This is a genomic window from Mesorhizobium sp. LNHC229A00, from assembly GCF_000502415.1.
In the GTDB taxonomy this organism is placed as follows: domain Bacteria; phylum Pseudomonadota; class Alphaproteobacteria; order Rhizobiales; family Rhizobiaceae; genus Mesorhizobium.
On record NZ_AYWQ01000003.1, the window covers coordinates 71749 to 89366 of the forward strand.

A 17618-nucleotide genomic window follows, 5' to 3' on the forward strand; every position below is an offset into this window, starting at 1 on the left:
GGCGCCGTCAGCCCGCCAATCGTGAAACAGCCGGAAAACTCCACCTTCCGGCGGTCCAAAGAATGGTATCGGACAAAACGGCCAAGGCTCTAATTGCCACTGGATGACAGTTCAGTGGCATGTATGGACGGCCTCCGCGTGGCAAGGGCTTTCTGATATTGATGACAGGTTGGTCGGGTGCAGGCATGTATTCGGCCTTTGAGTGCGGCCTGTTCATGCCGCTGGCCTTGATGAAGTCCGCGGATCGGATCCCAGACAGGTCAACGCGCTTTTTGAGCGGCACCCACTGAGCGGGTTTTTCCGATCCCGGTTCGACCGTCCGTCATCACACCATCAGCACTCACCAATCTCTGTGCTTCCTCTGCGACTACGTCACTACGCCGGTGAATCCGGGAAGCGCTTGCCCGTAGTCATCAGCGCCCAGACGATCCGGGCCATCTTGTTTGCCAAGGCCACCGCAACGACGTTGTACGGCTTTTTCGCCAGAAGCTCGGCAGCCCAGCGAGTGGGGTGCCGCTTTGCCCTTACGACGGAAGCGAAGCACGGCATGGGCTCCCACAACAAGAAGGCGACGGATGTAGGGATCGCCTTGCTTGCTGATCCGCCCGAGCCGATCCTTTCCTCCGGATGAGTTCTGTCGCGGCACCAGGCCAAGCCAAGCCGCGAGTTGCCGGCCGGATTTGAACAAGGAAGCATCTGTCACGGTCGCAACGATTGCGCTGGCGGTGATCGGACCGATGCCGGGGATCGTTTCGAGGCGACGGCTCAACTCGTGCGAACGATGCCAGATGTGAATCTGTCGGTCCAGCTCACAGACCTTCTCGTGCACCTCACGCAATTGCTGTACCAAAAGAAAGAGGGCCGATCGGGCAAGCGGGGGAATGAGGTCGTGCCCCTCGTCCTCAACCAACGCGACGAGCATGCTGTAGCACCCTGACGAGTGATGATGCCCAACTCCGCCAAGTGGCCGCGCAAGGCGTTCACCAGCATTGTCCGCTGCCGGATCAAAAGCTCGCGGACGCGATGCAGCATCAACACGCTCTGCTGCTCCTCGCTCTTTGTCGGAACAAAGCGCATCGTCGGTCGCGTGACCGCCTCGCAGATTGCCTCGGCATCCGAAGCATCATTCTTCTGCCGCTTCACGTATGGCTTGACGTATGACGCAGGCATCAGGCGAACCTCATGCCCCAGAGCCGTGAGGACACGAGCCCAGTGATGGCTCGTTGCGCAGGCTTCGATGCCGATCAAGCACGCCGGCAAGGATGTAAAGAATGCGACTACATCCTCGCGACGGAACTTCCGGCGGACAACCGCTGCGCCCTGCGCGTCAACGCCGTGCACCTGAAACACGTGCTTGGCGACATCCAGACCGATGGTGCTAACCTTCTCCATGGACGGCTCTCCCTCATGTGACTTTCGACAGCCACACTTTGGCACATTGCGATGCCGGGAGCGGAGGCCGTCCACCTCATCAGGTCACCTTACGGCGCACATTTTTGATTGGGTTGACGCGCGATACGGGCGCAAGCTCCGCGTAATCTATTCGCCATCGAGCGGCGGGCTGCTGCTCCAGTTTGCGAGGGTGATGATGGCCCAGGATGAAATGCTGACACATCACCAAACCGATTGGTAGCCGAGGCCTCGGTAGATCTAGACGCGGGCATCAAGGCTCTTTTGGACGGCATATCATTTGGGCATGCTCGCTGGTGCTTTGAGCAGATGGTCGAAAAGTGCCTAAAAGCTGTTGTCCAGTGGGAAGGCGATTATATCGTTGACAAACCTAGATCGAAAATAGGAATATGGTCCTGATAGGCCGGCCCCGCTCCCATTAGTTAAAATTGTACGTTGATTCCCTTTGAGACGGCATCCCGAAGGGTGTAAAAAACTCTCTTCGCTGGAAGGGAGGCCGCGATGACACAATCACATTTAGAGGTCGCACAGTCGGTCATTGAAACCAGCTTCAGGTTGCGACATCATTACATAGCAGGAAGAGCCGCACTTCGCCGGGACATGGATCAATCTCGGAAGGCTATCCAAGCGTCACGCGAACTGCTGAATCGCCTTCGTCAACGTCATCGCGAGGACGCGGCGCACGGTTGGGAAGATGCCGACCCGGCTCCTGTTGCCGTCTCAGCGTTCGATGCCGACGTTATCCGCAAGGTCTTCCACGATCTGGTTTTGGAAACGGGTGCGCCTGAGTGTCAATGGCGCGAACTGGCTACGAGCCTGGTACATGAATTCACCGGATGCGAGCGGATCGAGGCTGGCTTGGTGGATTGGATCATCGGCAGTAGCTACCAGCCGGTATGGAGTAGATAAAATTGTAGGGAACTAATTCTGCCCGCCATTGGTTATTTCCCCGTGGACGCAGCCGCAGCTCCTTAACCAGGTCCGCAAAAGCCCGCTGTCGAATAGGCAGCGGGCTTCCCTTTATGGCGCTATCCAGCCGTAGGGGAATGGCCGGCTAGGCTGCCTACCGCAGGCCGGAGTTTCCGTCCGGGTGCTTCCGTGGTGCTTCCGCGGAATCACTTCGACAGAGCCCCGAGGTGTGCGATGGCTAAGCTGAACAAACGAACCGTGGATCAAGCGGGACCGGAAAAGTCGGACTACTTCCTTTGGGATGACGAGTTACCTGGCTTTCGGGCTGCGCGTGTTTTCATCCGGTAAGCGCAGCTATCTCGTTCAGTATCGAGCCAAAGGTCGGACCCGCCGATTCACCATCGGCCCCCATGGCGTCTGGGCTCCTGAAGCGGCTCGAAAGGAAGCGCGCATATTAATCGGTCGGATCGCGCAAGGCGGCAACCCTGCGGAGACGAAACTTCTCGATGCCAAAACGATCACCGTCAAAGAACTTTGCACCCGATATTTGGCTGATTGTGAAGCCGGGCTTGTGCCAGGCAAAGGCGGTCGCCCTAAGAAGCCATCGACTATGGCGATCGACTGTAGCCGCATAAAACGCCATATCCTCCCGCTCCTTGGGAGCCGGAGGGTTACTGAGATCACGTCGGCAGATATTGCCAAATTTCTGCGCGACGTTGCCAACGGCAAGACCCGAGCCGACATCAAGACGAAGAAGCGAGGGCGAGCGATCGTTCGCGGAGGCATCGGCACCGGCTCGCGCGGCGTAGGTCTTCTCGGCGGCATCTTCACGTACGCCATCCGGGAAGGGATCATCGAACAGAATCCTGTTCACGGCTTTCGTAAACCAAAAGATCGTGTTCGAGACCGTCGTCTGACCGAACGTGAGTATCGAGCGTTGGGCAAGATTCTCACGGATGCCGCTTTCGATCCGCAGTTTTCAACGGTTACCAAAATGGTGCGGACCCTTGCTATGACGGGATGTCGACGAGGTGAGATCATCAATCTGAGAATGGGCGAGATCGATGTTCAGCGCAGTTGCATCAGGCTGGAAGATTCCAAGGAAGGTGCATCGACCCGGGCCATTGGCTTGCCCGTGGTAGAGTTGCTCCAACCACTATTGTCCGACGATGACGCTGTTTACGTGTTTCCCGGTACGGAGGAAGGGAAGCCATTAGTGGGCTTTCCAAAGCTGTGGGAAAAGCTCTTCAAGGACACACCGCTTGAAAGCGTTACACCGCATGTGCTTCGCCACAGCTTCGCGAGCGTGGCGAACGATCTCGGTTTTACCGAGTCGACGATAGCCGCCTTGGTGGGACATTCTCGCGGAACGATCACGAGCTGGCCTGCTGCCGGTTCCGTGGACAGGCACTTAAGCTAACATCGCTATTTCCTCGAACTCAACTGGGCTGAGATAACCCAGCGTCGAGTGGCGCCGCTTGGGATTGTAGAAGCGCTCGATGTAGTCGAACACGTCCGCCCTGGCTGCGTCCCTCGTCCTGTAGACCTTGCGGGCCGTCCTCTCGGTTTTGAGCGACGAGAAGAAGCTCTCCATCGCCGCATTGTCCCAGACGTTGCCGGACCTGCTCATCGAGCAGGTGATGCCATGGTCGGCCATCAGCCGCTGGAACTGCTCGCTCGATGTTCAGATCTTCGGCCAAGCTGCCCTGCGGCCGGTATCTCTCTTTCGCGGAACGTGAAGAGATCGCAATTCTTCGCGTCCAGGGCCTTTCGATGCGCAACATCGGTCGCCGCCTTGGTCGATCCGCCTCAACGATTTCCCGCGAGTTGCGCCGCAATGCTGCCACGCGCAGCGGTGGCCTGGAGTATCGTGCGTCGACTGCCCAATGGCACGCCGAGCGATCAGGCCGGCGCCCGAAGATTGCCAAGCTTGCGCTGAACCAGGCCCTGCGCCTCTATGTCGAGGAAAGGCTTGCCGGAACAGTCGCGGCACCTGACGGAATAGTCGCTCCTGGTCCTACGGTCCCCTGGATCGGACGCCGGCATGGGCAACGAAAGGATAGAAGATGGGGCAAGGCATGGAGCCCAGAGCAGATCGCCCAGCGTCTGGCGATAGATTTCCCGGATGACGAGACGATGCGGATCAGCCACGAAGCCATCTATCAAGCCCTCTTCGTCCAAGGTCGAGGAGCGCTGCGGCGAGAGTTGACGGCATGCCTGCGGACTGGGCGAGCCCTGCGGACGCCACGGGCGCGCGTCGGCCTGCGTGGCAAGGGCTTCGTGTCATCCGAGATCATGATCAGTCAGCGCCCGGCTGAAGCGGATGACCGTGCAGTCCCCGGACATTGGGAAGGCGATCTTATCCTCGGGCTTGGCAGTTCGGCGATCGGTACGCTCGTGGAGCGCACGACACGGTTCACGATGCTGCTGCACCTACCGCGACTGGACGGCCACGGCGAAGCACCACGCTCCAGGAATGGACCGGCCCTCGCCGGGCATGGTGCGGAGGCTGTCCGTGACGCCATCACGCGCACCATCGCAACCCTGCCCACGGAACTTCGTCGCTCGTTGACATGGGATCAGGGCGCCGAGATGGCCCAACACGCTGCCCTCAAAATCGACTCAGGGATCCAGGTCTACTTCTGCGATCCCCAGAGTCCTTGGCAGCGCGGCACCAACGAGAACACCAATGGGCTGCTGCGCCAGTATTTTCCGAAAGGCACGGACCTGAGCGCGCATAGCGCCGCAACGATCGCTGCCGTCGCAGCGACGCTCAACGCGAGACCTCGAAAAGCGCTCGGCTGGAAGACGCCAGCTGAAGCGCTTGACCAATGGCTCATGAAAAGAGAAACCGACCCTGTTGCGACGACCGTTTGAATCCGCCTTGGCTGCCCTGATCAGAATGGTGCAGCAGACTGTCGGGCTTGCCTCTCCTCCAGATCGCCATGATGAGGGCGTCGGTGACGAGTTGGGCTGTCATCTCGGCCTTCATCGACCAGCCGACGACACGGCGCGAGAACAGGTCGACTACTGCGGCAACGTAGAGCCAGCCTTGCGCGGTCCAGATGTAGGTGAAGTCGGCCACCCACTTCTGGTTCGGCGCCGATGACTCGAAGGCGCGGTCGAGGATGTTCTGCGATACTGACGCGACCAGCCGCTCCCCAGCATCCTTCGGCAGGCCACGTCGGCGTGGCCGGGCTCGCAGGCCGTTCTCCCGCATCAGCCGTTCGATGCGATGCAGGCCGCAAGAGAGCCCCTCCGCCAGGACATCGTGCCAGACCCGGCGTGTGCCGTAGGTGCGGTCGCTGCTCTTGAAGCTTCGGTCTATCTCGACAAGAAGAGCCTCGTCATACCGGGACCGGGCGCTGGGGTTTCGGTTGAGCCAGGCATGGAAGCCGGAACGGGACACATCCAGTGCACTGCACAGCCATGCCACCGGCCAGATGCTCCGGTGTTTCGCGATGAAAGCGAACCTCATGTCACTTCCCTCGCGAAGTAGGCTGCGGCCTTCCTAAGAAACAGCCGCCTCAGTGTCGCATGGAACAGCTTGCAAAACGAAGCCCAGCGATTTGGCGCGCCGCTTCAGATTGGCGAGGACACGGCTGCGATATTGTTCCTCATAGTGATCGGCGCCCGGATCCCTGTAGGTCATGCCGTGCCTGAGGGTGTTGTAGAACAGGACCGCAATTTTGCGGGCGGTCGCCGTCACGGCCGTCGCCTTGCCCGCACGAGAGGACAGCCGACGATAGAATGCTCCGAGCGCCGTATCGCTCCGCCCGATAGTCGTGGCCGCCAACCGCAACAGCGCTGCTGCCCGGCTGGATGATCTCCGCGTGCGTGAAGAGAGCACCTTGCCGCCGGAGATTTTGTTCCCCGGCGCGAGACACAGCCAGGAGGTAAAGTGCTTGGCGCTCGGCCAAGCTCTCAGATCCGTGCCGCACTCGCCGATAAGCTTCAACGCGAGTGACGGACCCAATCCATGGATCTCGGTCAGATCAACGCCAAGCACGCCGTATAGAGCGGTCCTCACATCGAACGATGGTGTATTGACCTGCTTGGTCTTCACCCGCGGCCTGGAGAGCTTGCCGACCGGCTTGGTCCCTTTGTCAGTCAGCGCCGCTATCAAGGATTCCAGCTTGCGATCGCAGTCGAGCATCTTGGCCTGATAGGTGTCGTAAAGCTCCAGCGACTGGGTCAGGGCGAAGACATGTTCGTCCCGGTCGTTGCCCACCAGGGCAGCGCGGATCGTCTCGATAGAGGAATGGCAGCGCACATCGCGGTAGGTCGCCAATACATCGGGATTGCGCTCGCCCGCTACAATCGCCCGGATGATCCGCATACCGGTCGCGCCGGTGATGTCGGAGACAACGTGGTGAAGTTGCAGATTCATCTCCATCAGGGCCTTCTGCATGTGCTGGATATGGGCGGCTGCGTATTCCACTAGCCGCTCTCGCTGACGCAGATAGGCGCGCAGAGTTGCGATCTCGGCATCAGGACGGAAACTCCCGCGTAACAATCCGTAGGAATGGAGCTGGCGGAGCCACGCGGCATCGCTGACATCTGTTTTGCGCCCAGGCACATTCTTGGCGTAACGCGCATTGACCAGAATGACCTCGAACCCGTGCTGCTCAAGAATCTCATAGGCCGGGATCCAATAGACCCCGGTGGATTCCATCGCGACACTGGTCACGCCGCACGCTTTGAACCAGTCCGCCAGATCATGCAGGTCTTGCGTGAATGTGCCAAACGCTCGCACTGGCGTATCAGTGCAGCCCGGGTCGACCGCTGCCATGTGCATTTTTGATCCGATGTCGATGCCAGCGGCACCAGCATTGACCGGCTTCAATTCCGGGCGGTCACCGGTCTTCCTTTTGGGCATAGCAAATCCTCCATACGATTGTCGGCAGGAGGGTCTGGGCTATGCTAAATCTTCATCTTCCTAATCGGGATCACCGCAGGAACGGCGTCACCACTCTCAAGTTCGCATGCACCCATGGACCACGTTTTTTAACGGGGGACTGTGCCTCCAATAAGCTGACGGCCGCTACCCTCCGAGGTCCGAGAATAGCATGGGCTGTTTCTACCGCGCACAGGCGGGCCATGGCCCGTGACAGTTTTTTAGGATGTCGCGCTCCGCCTTGAGCTTCGCCACTTCGCGTCGCAGCTTGTCGATCTCGAGCTGCTCCGGCTTCATTTGGCCGTGGCCGGGAAACGCATGCTGCGGATCGGCCGACAGATCACGTATCCATTTGCGCAGCACATTCTCGTGCAGGTCCAGATCCCGAGCCGCCTGCGCGACCGCAACACCCCGTTCCTTCACCAGCCTCACAGCCTCAAGCTTGAACTCGCGGCTGAACTTTCTTCTCTCCATGGGAAAACTCCGGTTCCATCTTCAACACCTTAACTCGGTGTCCATGGAACCGGCAGCAGGCCAAGCCGCTATATCCACACGGTAGACACCGCGCTCGTAATGGCAGGCGATACAGTCGCTAGCTACATCCAGGCCTTGCTTGATGGGGTTAAGTTCGAGCGCGCAAATTATGCACTCGACCACAGCGCGCGTAAGGATGCGATGCGGAGATTCTTGACGGCATCTGTAGAGTCTACCGGTACTAAAATGTCGTGACGATCAATTGGAGGCTCGTGAATGACAATGCCATCCCGCGTATCATTCAAACAACTCGCTGTGCGAGCCGAGGCGCACCAGCATCAGCGTCTTCGTATCACGCCTCGCATAGACGAGCACCAGATCAGGCCTCACATGGCAGTCCCGAAAGCCTAGCCAATCGCCCGATAAGCCATGGTCGCGCAGCCGCTCGGGAAGAGGGCGGTTGGTGGCAAGCAACTCGATCAACGCGCGCAATTCCTCATCGAGACCTGGATCGGTTTTTTTCTCGCGCTTGTAGTCGCGCTTGAACCTAGAGGTCCGCTCGATCGCGCGCATCACTTCGTCTCCGGGCCAGTACCCTGCGCCTGCGGGTTCGGCGTACCTGGCGCGGACACGACCGGTGGCGGAGCAGCCGTTCTCGGCGAGAACGGCTGCCAAGGATCCGTCATGTCTGTTGCGCCGATTTCTAGGGCTGTCTCAACAAGCGCGTTGTAACTCGTCGCGATCAGGCCAGGTGTCTTGATATGATGGTGGTAGCGCAAGATCCAATGCGGGTTCCAAATGATCGCATTGCCAAGTGGCCCCGAACGGCCTGGCTTAATGTCGATAAATTCGAGCTCATGGAGCTTCTTCATCCGCGTTGCCCAGGTATGCTCTCCGCGTTGGCCGCCGAAACCGGAAGCCAATGCGAGGTCGCCAGGCTTATTGAGCACGACGAAGTTGTTGTCCCACGTGTTGCACCAGAGTGTCAGGTAAGTTGACGAGACCGGCGCTCCCTTGGTCATCTCGTCCATGATCTTCAGAACGAGGGGCATGGTCTTGGGTATCGTCGCAAAGCCTTTGTGAGCCTTACGGTTCCAAAGCCAAATCCCCATCCCAGGCCAATGGAGCTCGCGAATGGCTAATTGCTTTTTTGCGACTGCGCTGGCTTCTCGGGCCGTGGGCATTTTTAGTATTCCTTGTGTTGAACCGTTGTGCTGCAACACATATGGGGTAATTTTCGTTGAAAATCAAATACTTAGATGTGTCCTCGTTGAGGACATATTGCGCAATTCATGTATCTTCAGTTAGCGAAACGCCGGTTTCCTTACACCTAATTGTACTGAGACGCAATATATGTTTCAAGCGGTGTCAAAAAAAGGGTGCGTTTTCAATGAGTTATTCGGATGCCGTCAGTGCTTATGGTTATACGGTACTACGTGTTCTGCAGGTGCTCCGGTCCTCCCGGGATGGTCCGGAAGGGGGATTGGAAGCCTTGACCGGCCGCCGGCAACATATCATTTAGATATTGTAGCTACAATGTAGCCCAGATTGAATGTGAGTATTGCCATGCCTGCTGCCGAGGTTGTCCGCGCTCGGATCGATTCGAACCTGAAGAGGGAGGCCGCAGCTGTCCTTTCCGGTATGGGGCTGACCGTTTCCGACGCAATACGGTTAATGCTCGTGCGGGTCGCGGCGGAGGGTGCACTGCCATTTGAGATCAAGATGCCAAACCGCAATACCAAAGCCGCCCTGCGTGCTGCGACCAAGGGCGAGGCCAAGCGTTTCGATACCGTCGATGCGCTACTGGCCGATCTCAATAGTGAGGATGACTGAGAGGGCTGAGCGATTGGCCTGAATCTGATCTTGCACCAGAGGAGGTCCTGGCCGCGCCGCGGCAGCATGCGCGAGAGCCGCAGTGGAAAGATCGCTTGGCATTGGGCCTCGTACCGACCGAACGTCGATGGGCCGCCACCGGTTTGACTCTAGAACGGAATGTCATCCGAAGGATGATCGGAATCGACTTCATGGATCGCGGTCGTTCCACGCCGTAAGATGAATTGAGGCCCTTTGACATTGGCGAACTGATGCCTCCGGGCGATCTTGTTCGCCAGTTCCGGGAATGGGCGTTGATCGCCCTCCGGGTGCATCAGGCCGATCTCAATGTAGTAGCTCGTCAACCTGGCCAAGGTGTTTCGACTGATCTTAAAGTAGCTTTGGGTGTCGGTGTCGGAGACCTCCTGGACCAAGGCCGAACCGATCGTGACGCAGCTATCCTGTACATCGATCCAGTACTGCCCCTCAAAATTGTCGGCGCTCCATTTGAGGTTCTGGTGCACGATAGGAAACAGCGGCATCCATGTAGTGGCGACCGTGCCGCTCGCTCCTTGCAATCTGGATCGCCGTGGCCGATTGGGGAGAAATTCGATCTCCACCTCGCTGTCGATCGACGGCAACTGCACACTTGGAATCTCGACTTCGAGCTGGCCCAAGGCCTCGCGGAACTTCTCGTTCTCCTTACGCACCTCGTTGAGCTCGCTCAGGACCTCGACGCTTGAGATGGTGTCGCCTCGCACCCAACCGACGCGTGGCTTAGTCAGCTTGGCGTTGACCAAGGCATGCATGACCGAGGCCCTCAGTTCGCCCACGCTCGTCCAGGTTTTTCGTGTCTTGGTCGCCGAGACTTCTTCGATGAACGCCTCCAATAGTCGTTTACCGGTATCAGTAAGCTCGGTCTTGTCGGAGGTTATCTGCCCACGCTGACCGTGAAGCATAACGAGGACGGGGATTTGTCGCTCGACGGCGTACCGATATTCCTTGTGAGTGTAGCTGAGACCATCATCCGCAATTGCTCCGTATCGGCCACCAATAATCAGAACGTAATAATCGCACTGGTCAAGGAGAGAGGTTATGAGATCGAAAGCAGCATCGTCCGATGCGGGAAAGGATTCCATCTGGACCGGGAAGTCGCCCGCCTCGATCACCGTGTCCTGGACTGCTCGACGCTCCTCGCGCAGGTCCTCGAACGTTGAACTGATAAAAACCGAATATTTGGTAGCCACTCGAAGCCTCGCTTGCAGCACGCGAGCAATGGACGCGAAGTGTCGTGATCAGTCAACGGCGCAAGGGGAACATCGCGCCTCAGATCAACTATTCCCGAGGTGGTAGCGGGCGCAACTCGGACGTCGGTAAATCCGCGTAGTATTCGATATGGAATGCCGCTCCAGGCTAAGCCGTGCGCACGGCAACAACCTATCCATTATAGTCGATAAGCTGCCGATCGGCTAACGGTCAAAATCAAGGTATTCGTCATCTTCAAACGCAGCGTCGACCACTGGCGCAACGCGGGCGGGCTACGCTGTTCGGGGCTTTGCTCCGCCCGCCACCAGCCCTCGCTACGTCCATTCGCCCTTTTGCTATTCATGCCGCTTCGCATCGAACGCCTGCCTTCCCCTCGCGGCCCATAGGTCCCGTGCATGCTTGCCGTCATGGCTCTGCAGTTTGGCGGCGATCCAAAGCAGCGCGCCATAGATGGCGGCGCGATCGTCGTTGGTCAGATCAACGATCCCTGCCTTGACGACGAGGCCACCGAGTTCGATCAGATGTCGGGTACGCTGACGTCGCTCGACCTGCCACGCGCGCATGTCATTGCGAGCCAGAGCCGCTTGCCAGCGATTGCGAGCCGCCCGGTTGCGCTGGAGCGCCGCGAAGGTTGCGCTGAGATTCCGGACCAGTTCGTCGGGACCGGCTCTCGAAAAACGTCACTCCACGCTTGGCCCATGCCTCACGCTTTGAGGTGTCTTTCGTCTCGGAGATTGCAACCAGTGCGCCGGCCAGTTCGTCGGTGCTCAGTTGATCGGCGCCTGTGGCGATCACAAGCTCGCCAAGTTGCTGCACCTTTCTGGTTTTGAGCTCGCGCGCTTTTTCTTTCTTTCGGCAAGCCTAAGCGATGGCGTCCGGGTTGGCGGACAAACCTGTCACCCACTCGACCGCGGCAAGGGCAATACCTGGGAGAGCTGGCGGAAAAAGCGGAGGCCTCGAAACCTTTCCGTTGAGCTAACTTGCCCGCCTGTTCAAAAACGTCGAAGTAATGTTCCGCTAGGACGCGCGCGTGGCTTTCGAAGCGTCGTTCTCATTCTCGATCCGCGATGCGATCGATGAGGATTACGTGCCGCTAGGCTCGGAGGAAATGTATACTGAAGAAGAAATCACCTTCGAGGCCGTGATCACGGTTGCCCGCAGCATGGACGAAGGCATCGATGTGGCTGAAGCCGACGTCGCGTTGAGACCGGTGACGGTCAAGTTTGGCACGGTGGAGCCCTTCGGGTGCAGCAGGAACCGAGCCCTATCGGCTCGGCTGTGGTGAGCGGTCCTTGTTCCGCTTGTCTGCGACGTAGCTCTGCCCATTCTCCATCTTCATTATGTCGAAGAGGCCAGTCGCCGCGAAGAGTGCCGGAAAGTTCTTCACTCCATAGTTTCGTGGATCGATGGGCGCCTGTCGTTTCACTGCGCTTCCTGCCGATGACATAGCTGCCCATCCATCGTCTTGCGCCGTGGCCTCCACAGCGCCACGTAGGATCGTCACGAGGGTCGTATCCTGCGATAGAGACTTGCCCGTTCGCTTGTCGGCGGGCTTTTCGGCGGGCGTTTTAGATACGGCCGCTGATTCCGCTTTGGTCTTTGGTTTCTCGCCGGGGGCTACAGGGGTTGTCGGTTGCTCAGCAACGTCAAGGCTATCGAGATATAGGAAAGTCGTGCAGGCATTGACGAACGGTGTTGGCGTTTTGCGTTCCCCAAATCCGTAGACTTCGTGTCCATTGGCCTTCAACTGCATCACTAGTGGCGTGAAATCGGCGTCGCTGGAAGCCAAACAGAAAGCGTCAAGCTTTTGCGTGTACAGAAGCTCCATTGCATCGATCACAAGCGCGATATCGGTGGCGTTTTTGCCGGCCGAATAGGTGAACTGTTGAATGGGCCGAATTGCAAAATTGTGTAGCTTGTCTTTCCAGTTCCTGAGATTGGCGCTTGCCCAATCGCCATAGGCGCGGCGGATATTGGCCGTGCCGTATTTTGAAAGTTCCGCCAGTATCGCTGCGATCTTGCCGTGGGACACATTGTCCGCATCGATGAGCAAGGCGATTCGCCGATCAGATGTGGTTCGCGACCTGTCCTCATTCTCCATTCGATTGTTCGCCCTCCCTGCGCATCTTCATTGATAGCATCTATGTGCGATGTGCGCACGATTTGTGGTTCAAGCAGCGCCCCTCAGGTGCACGGCGAGGGGCAGTTGGCCCATCGATCCCGTGGGGCCCTACCACCTAATTCCGATCGATCTTCGGCGACGTTACGGGCTACGCAGACCGTCGGCGATAGCAGAAGAGTGCTTCTTCGATAGTGGGTTCCGCGATGTGTCTCCTGGGCGCCCACGACGTGCCCGACATAGTGCAGGCCTATTGTGATTTCGGCTCTCAGGTTCTGACGCTGCCCGACAAGGCGATTACCACCCAATTGGCCGGACAGCCACAATACGTGGTGCTATGTCAAGAACACCGGAGATCGGCAGATTCTGGGCAAAGATTGGAAGACGCTGTCGAACCGTTTGAGGAGGCTTGCCGGTCCAATGTGGTTAGTGCTGAAGGCCAACCGAGTAGGACAGAGCGAATGGCTGAAGATGTTCAAGCCGCCGTTCGACCCCTACGTCGAACTGATGCCCCATGAGTCGGGCGACCAGTTGCTCATCCTCAAATCGAAGGAGCTAGACGGTCTCACGACACTCAAAGACACGCTGAACGCTGGAGACGGCATAGTCCGAACCTTGAATGGAGTCGCTGGAGGGGTTGTCTTTGCGGGGTCCTCGGTTGAACTTGACGGTGCCGCCGAAATGCGCGACGGTAGACTGATCCGCCATATGATGTTGCGCACGGAAACAGCGCATTTTTCCATAGGACGCGGATCCGCTGAATTTCAGGTCATCATTCGAGACAACGACGGCAACATCGTCGTGCCGACCCCCGCGCCAACTTCGGCCCAACGCCGCTACGCTGCTTCCAAGGGAAGCGACTTCCTAACACACGCGCTCAATTACTGCGCCGGCGAGCCGGGCTGGTTCGACCTCTACAAGGCGATGGAGTGTCTAGAACAAGCTGGGTTCAACCCAAGGGGGAAAGGCAGAGCCGAAATGGATCGCTTCAGTCGCACAGCGAACTGGTTCTATCGGCACCATGACAGGAGAAATGAGCAGAAACTGCCGTCGAAGCCTATGGACCTACGTGACGCGCGCCGACTACTGCGCTCACGAGTTAACGACGCGCTAGATCAACTTGCACGGCACACTCAAGATGACGGCGCCAGCGCGCGATCATCTCCGTAGCCGTACTACAGCGATGTTACGAAAGGGTGGCAAATGAGGGTTTCGGATACGTTCGCGTCTCGACAATCGAGGAGGCTTCGAACGGTGAAAGCCGCGATACCCAGCAGGCCAAGATCACCGGTTACTCCGCCTAGCGCCTAACTTGGAGGACCAGACTGGGGGACCGCGCTTTGGCGGAGCGGCTATAAGCCATTGACATCGCTGATCATTGGGGGACGAAAAATGGTATGGTGGAGGGAGCGGGATTTGAACCGACTTAAAGGAGGGCTATTGCGTAGACGTAGTTCTCATCATCACCCGGCGCGGCGCGCCACACTTTTTCCACCACTTGAAAATGCACCTAAAGCCTTGAATGGTAAGGACAGATTTGCCGTTCTAAACCCTTCATTTCGTGGATACGAAGTCGATCTGCGAATACCAACTTTAGGACCGTGCGACGATCTTCCAGTTTACCGAAGCCCATAGAGTCCAAGGGTATAGCATTTGGCCGCATTTTTTCCGCTTGCCCATGAAGGTCTCGTTCGGTCGCTTAAGACCTTCAGCCCCAAACCCCGCCCTTTGGAAGAGCTTGGGGGCGACGAAAGGTTTGAGGTAGGCGGTCTAGGCTACATCCCTCAACATGCGATAGTAGCGGCGGCGCCCGTACTCCCGGATCATCTCGTCTCGCCGCTGCCTGTCTTGTGCAACTCCGCCGTCAGGTCGGATCTCGCAATCGAGAGCGTCCAGCACTGGCTTGGACATGTTGAAGCGCGCATTGGGTTCGTCATACCCAAGTTCATCCACGGAGGATTTGTAGCTAAACCCCGCATGGATAGCTGCCGCCACGAACACCCCGTTGGGCACGTATTTCGGGCCAAGGGGCTCTCCGCCCGGATAGGTGCAGGCGTAATTCTCGGCGATGTGCTTCGACCGGTAACTGCCCGTGCCTCGCCGGATCGTCTTGGTCGCCGCCACACGCTTGAGCAATGCGAGTGATAGCAAGAAGGGCCGTACCGCACCATCGCTTGTAAGATCGTCGCGCGCTTTGACGAACCGCTTATTGAAATTCTCGCCGGTCTCTCTCTTCCCATCAGCTTCGCGTTGGGGCCGTCCGATACCAAAGCCCCACATCGTGAGTGCCGGCGTTCTTCGCGCAACGTCCTGAAGCGCCACCTTGGCTGCCGCGTGGAGAAGCGGCAGCCCCGAAACATCGAAGCCATAGCCCGCCAGATATCCGGTGAAGGCTTCGCCGTTGACCGTCACCGTTGGCGGGTGAAGCGGGCCAGCGGCGGTTCGGGCCGCCGCGTAGGTGAAGAAGCCGAGACTTCGGCCAAGCGCCTCGCAGCGATGGGACGATTTCACCGCCGGCAGTGTGCGGGTAAGCTCGCCTTTGAGCGTATCAAGGGCGGTCGCGGTCAGGTATAGGTTCAAGGTAAACACAGCTAGCATCCTCCATCAGGACTGCCGTTCGCCGATTACGCAGCAGCCCGCTGGTTGAGATGCGGTCTGTGATTGAGGAAATTATCATCGTGGGACGTTTGACCCGGCGACAGGTCACAGGTGCCTAACCCGACTCAATACTAATCCCAAGAGCTGCTTGCGGCAACGTCAGAGGTCCGTGTCAGAGGGGCATATTTTCCCAAAACTGGTAAGATTGAGCGACGCAAGATGTGCCGTGTAGTACCGCAATGTTGTCAGGCAGGTGCTGCGCCCTCCCGTGAACCCTCCAGCATGTGGCGCTTTCTCGGCATTGAGCCTTATCACGCCATTGAAACGTTCGCCGTTTCATCGCGCTTAGGGAATGGCGTTCCTGCCCCTCCCCAAGACCCCACCCAGACCAACGTGATTGCCGTTGGAACGCAACCGAGGACGTATGCCGCCCTGGACCTCGCATCATGTTTCGCACATGAAAACGACCAAAGGCCTTCATGCCCCTTGGAACCCTGACGAGGACTTTCGCTCCCACGACCGGCGTTCCACTGAGGCTTCGGCACGGGAAGATGCGCTCTCCTCAGCCTGTGGTGTTCTCACTGGCCCACGATTTCTTTCTAAGCTCCCATCGATGTCTGCGCACACCACAAAGCTTTTGGCTACTTTTCGAAGATAGGATTCCCAGGACCTGCCGAACCTGGAAATTGCCAGCCCATATGCGTGACTGTGTTCACGACCGCGCATGTCAGTTCGGTGACATGTTGCTGAACCTGTTTCAGGTATGCGATGTCGATCGGCGTCTTAAAAATCCGATCCTTCCTATCCACGAAGAACGGATTGCTTCGGCCTTGGGTATCGGGCTTTCTCCATGATCCGTGGCAGAAGACATTGCGGATTTCCGCAGCCTTCTTCAGGTCATCCACAAGGTCGTCGAATTCCTCGATTGAATGCTGCTGATGAGCGCGAACCGACGATTCGTATGCACGAATGAGTCCTCCCAGCGGATCGCTCAACGCCTTTCGCAATGTCGGCAACCATCTTGCGAACTCTTCATCAATCTTCTCCTCGGGGATGTCGCGGGTTGCCGTGAAAGCGAAAATCGCTTTCCCGAGAACTTCCTCCAAAAAGCCGAATGTCGCCACTGTTCGGCCCAAAGCCTCCCAAAACTCAGCAGAGTGCAGGTGTGTGGGATACAAATCCGGCAAATTGTTGGGGTCGATAATGTATCCCTGCGCGTACGGCTTGTTCGGGTTTTCATCCATTGCTTTGTTCCACTTCAGCCGCCGTGTTATCAGCGCGAAGAATTCCCGCCTCTATAAGAGCGCGGCGATAGAGGCCGATGAACTGGCTAACAAGGCCCCAATGCTGGACGGCAGGCTCGGCGCCGACAAGCACGGCGAGCGTCCATAAGAGATCGTGGTAGGTCTGCTTGAAGCCGTCCATGAGATCAGCCAATCGGTCTCCCATCTCCAGCGATCCGGCATCGCTCGCGTATAGCAGCTTGTTACGGAAGTCGGCGCGCTCTAGAAGAAACGCCTTCAGTGTTTTCTTCTGTTGCCTTTCAATCAGGCCGATAAACTCCTTCAGCAAGGAATCAACAATCTCTTCGCCGGGAATGTCATCTCGTGAGATCGCAATTGCTAGAGGGTTATGCCGAATTATCTCTTTGCCGTCGTGATCCAAGATTGCCAGTTTTATTTTCTTTCCATTGATAACGGGTTTGGCAGTCCAATTGATAAATTTCTCCAACCCCTCCATCGTAAAACCCTGCGTAAGCACGTCGCTTAGAATGAACCGAAACTGGGCAAGGGTGGGGTAGAATGCCAGTTTCACCACATGGTTCTTGAACTTGCGAACAAAGTCCTTGTGTTCGGGGAACCGATCCTCATTGAGTTTCAGCCATTCGAAGATGGCGACAACCAATTCCTCTTCCGCCGCGATAAGACGGATTGCTCCCATCTCTTCATCGAAATCAATGAGCTTTGCTGCGCGTGTATAGTGTTCAAGCGCTTTCGCTACGCGGGTCGTGACCTTTCGGGGCGCATTCTCGAAAATGAATGAAACCAGATCATCGCCCGCAATCTCCGCAAAAGGAGTGATGTCGATAGATTTCATTTCGTATTTGATTTCTGTTTCTTTAATCATCACCAC

General features: G+C 57.6%; 14 protein-coding genes and 6 pseudogenes. 6 read left to right on the top strand and 14 right to left on the bottom strand.

What is annotated here, in order from left to right; genetic code table 11:
* Positions 1-375 precede the first annotated feature (375 nt).
* A pseudogene (locus tag X742_RS01000000169785) lies at positions 376-1392 on the bottom strand (IS110 family transposase).
* 519 nt (positions 1393-1911) lie between these two features.
* On the opposite strand from X742_RS01000000169785, the gene X742_RS162175 reads away from it, so the two are divergent.
* Together X742_RS162175 and X742_RS01000000169790 are read left to right on the top strand one after the other, a co-directional pair.
* On the top strand, positions 1912-2319 hold the full coding sequence (locus tag X742_RS162175) for a hypothetical protein (protein ID WP_023770913.1): 408 nt from the start codon (positions 1912-1914) through the stop codon (positions 2317-2319).
* 234 nt (positions 2320-2553) lie between these two features.
* Positions 2554-3700, top strand: a pseudogene (locus tag X742_RS01000000169790) (tyrosine-type recombinase/integrase); the annotation flags it as partial.
* 30 nt (positions 3701-3730) lie between these two features.
* Here X742_RS01000000169790 and X742_RS162170 read toward each other — a convergent pair.
* A pseudogene (locus X742_RS162170) lies at positions 3731-4000 on the bottom strand (IS3 family transposase); the annotation flags it as partial.
* On the opposite strand from X742_RS162170, the gene X742_RS162165 reads away from it, so the two are divergent.
* Positions 4000-5196 (top strand): IS30 family transposase, encoded by a 1197-nt coding sequence (locus X742_RS162165; RefSeq protein WP_023770915.1) that lies wholly within the window; start codon positions 4000-4002, stop codon positions 5194-5196. The pseudogene X742_RS162170 and the gene X742_RS162165 sit on opposite strands and share 1 nt — an antisense overlap.
* A gap of 7 nt (positions 5197-5203) precedes the next feature.
* Here X742_RS162165 and X742_RS162160 read toward each other — a convergent pair.
* The 5 genes and pseudogenes from X742_RS162160 to X742_RS0136220 all read right to left on the bottom strand — a co-directional run.
* A pseudogene (locus tag X742_RS162160) lies at positions 5204-5830 on the bottom strand (IS3 family transposase); the annotation flags it as partial.
* A complete protein-coding gene (locus tag X742_RS162155; RefSeq protein WP_023770917.1) occupies positions 5831-7198 on the bottom strand; it encodes an IS110 family transposase in 1368 nt (455 codons plus the stop codon).
* 237 nt (positions 7199-7435) lie between these two features.
* Positions 7436-7690: pseudogene (locus tag X742_RS162150) on the bottom strand (transposase); the annotation flags it as partial.
* A gap of 297 nt (positions 7691-7987) precedes the next feature.
* A complete protein-coding gene (locus X742_RS162145; RefSeq protein ID WP_023770919.1) occupies positions 7988-8263 on the bottom strand; it encodes a type II toxin-antitoxin system YafQ family toxin in 276 nt (91 codons plus the stop codon).
* On the bottom strand, positions 8263-8874 hold the full coding sequence (locus X742_RS0136220; protein WP_051407601.1) for a hypothetical protein: 612 nt from the start codon (positions 8872-8874) through the stop codon (positions 8263-8265). The genes X742_RS162145 and X742_RS0136220 overlap by 1 nt, the downstream gene beginning before the upstream one ends.
* 382 nt (positions 8875-9256) lie before the next feature.
* Between X742_RS0136220 and X742_RS162140 the strand changes: the two genes are divergently transcribed.
* The gene (locus X742_RS162140) at positions 9257-9523 is read left to right on the top strand and encodes a type II toxin-antitoxin system RelB/DinJ family antitoxin (RefSeq protein WP_023770921.1); all 267 of its coding nucleotides are present in this window, start codon (positions 9257-9259) and stop codon (positions 9521-9523) included.
* A 149-nt stretch (positions 9524-9672) separates the two neighbouring features.
* On the opposite strand, the gene X742_RS1000000171460 is transcribed toward X742_RS162140, so the two are convergent.
* From X742_RS1000000171460 to X742_RS0136225, 3 genes and pseudogenes are all read right to left on the bottom strand, one after another.
* Positions 9673-10749: a DUF4062 domain-containing protein gene (locus X742_RS1000000171460; protein WP_051407602.1), complete on the bottom strand. Its 1077-nt coding sequence runs from the start codon at positions 10747-10749 to the stop codon at positions 9673-9675.
* A gap of 354 nt (positions 10750-11103) precedes the next feature.
* On the bottom strand, positions 11104-11331 hold the full coding sequence (locus X742_RS162135) for a conjugal transfer protein TraD (protein WP_023770923.1): 228 nt from the start codon (positions 11329-11331) through the stop codon (positions 11104-11106).
* A gap of 1 nt (position 11332) precedes the next feature.
* Positions 11333-11617 (bottom strand): annotated as a pseudogene (locus X742_RS0136225) (conjugal transfer protein TraD); the annotation flags it as partial.
* Positions 11618-11798: 181 nt separating this feature from the next.
* Here X742_RS0136225 and X742_RS162130 point away from each other — a divergent pair.
* Positions 11799-12053, top strand: a complete 255-nt coding sequence (locus X742_RS162130) for a hypothetical protein (protein ID WP_023770924.1) — start codon at positions 11799-11801, stop codon at positions 12051-12053.
* Here X742_RS162130 and X742_RS162125 read toward each other — a convergent pair.
* Positions 12033-12821 (bottom strand): NYN domain-containing protein, encoded by a 789-nt coding sequence (locus tag X742_RS162125; protein ID WP_198019184.1) that lies wholly within the window; start codon positions 12819-12821, stop codon positions 12033-12035. The genes X742_RS162130 and X742_RS162125 overlap by 21 nt on opposite strands.
* A gap of 486 nt (positions 12822-13307) precedes the next feature.
* On the opposite strand from X742_RS162125, the gene X742_RS162120 reads away from it, so the two are divergent.
* The gene (locus tag X742_RS162120) at positions 13308-14057 is read left to right on the top strand and encodes a hypothetical protein (protein ID WP_023770926.1); all 750 of its coding nucleotides are present in this window, start codon (positions 13308-13310) and stop codon (positions 14055-14057) included.
* 600 nt (positions 14058-14657) lie between these two features.
* Here the strand turns inward: X742_RS162120 and X742_RS162115 are convergent.
* The 3 genes from X742_RS162115 to X742_RS162105 all read right to left on the bottom strand — a co-directional run bounded on the left by X742_RS162115 (position 14658) and on the right by X742_RS162105 (position 17615).
* Entirely contained in the window at positions 14658-15476 is an 819-nt protein-coding gene (locus tag X742_RS162115) for a hypothetical protein (protein WP_156939350.1), read from the bottom strand.
* Between the two features lie 650 nt (positions 15477-16126).
* Entirely contained in the window at positions 16127-16729 is a 603-nt protein-coding gene (locus X742_RS162110; protein WP_023770929.1) for a hypothetical protein, read from the bottom strand.
* A complete protein-coding gene (locus X742_RS162105) occupies positions 16722-17615 on the bottom strand; it encodes a hypothetical protein (RefSeq protein WP_156939351.1) in 894 nt (297 codons plus the stop codon). Before X742_RS162105 ends, X742_RS162110 begins: the two co-directional genes overlap by 8 nt.
* Positions 17616-17618 lie beyond the last annotated feature (3 nt).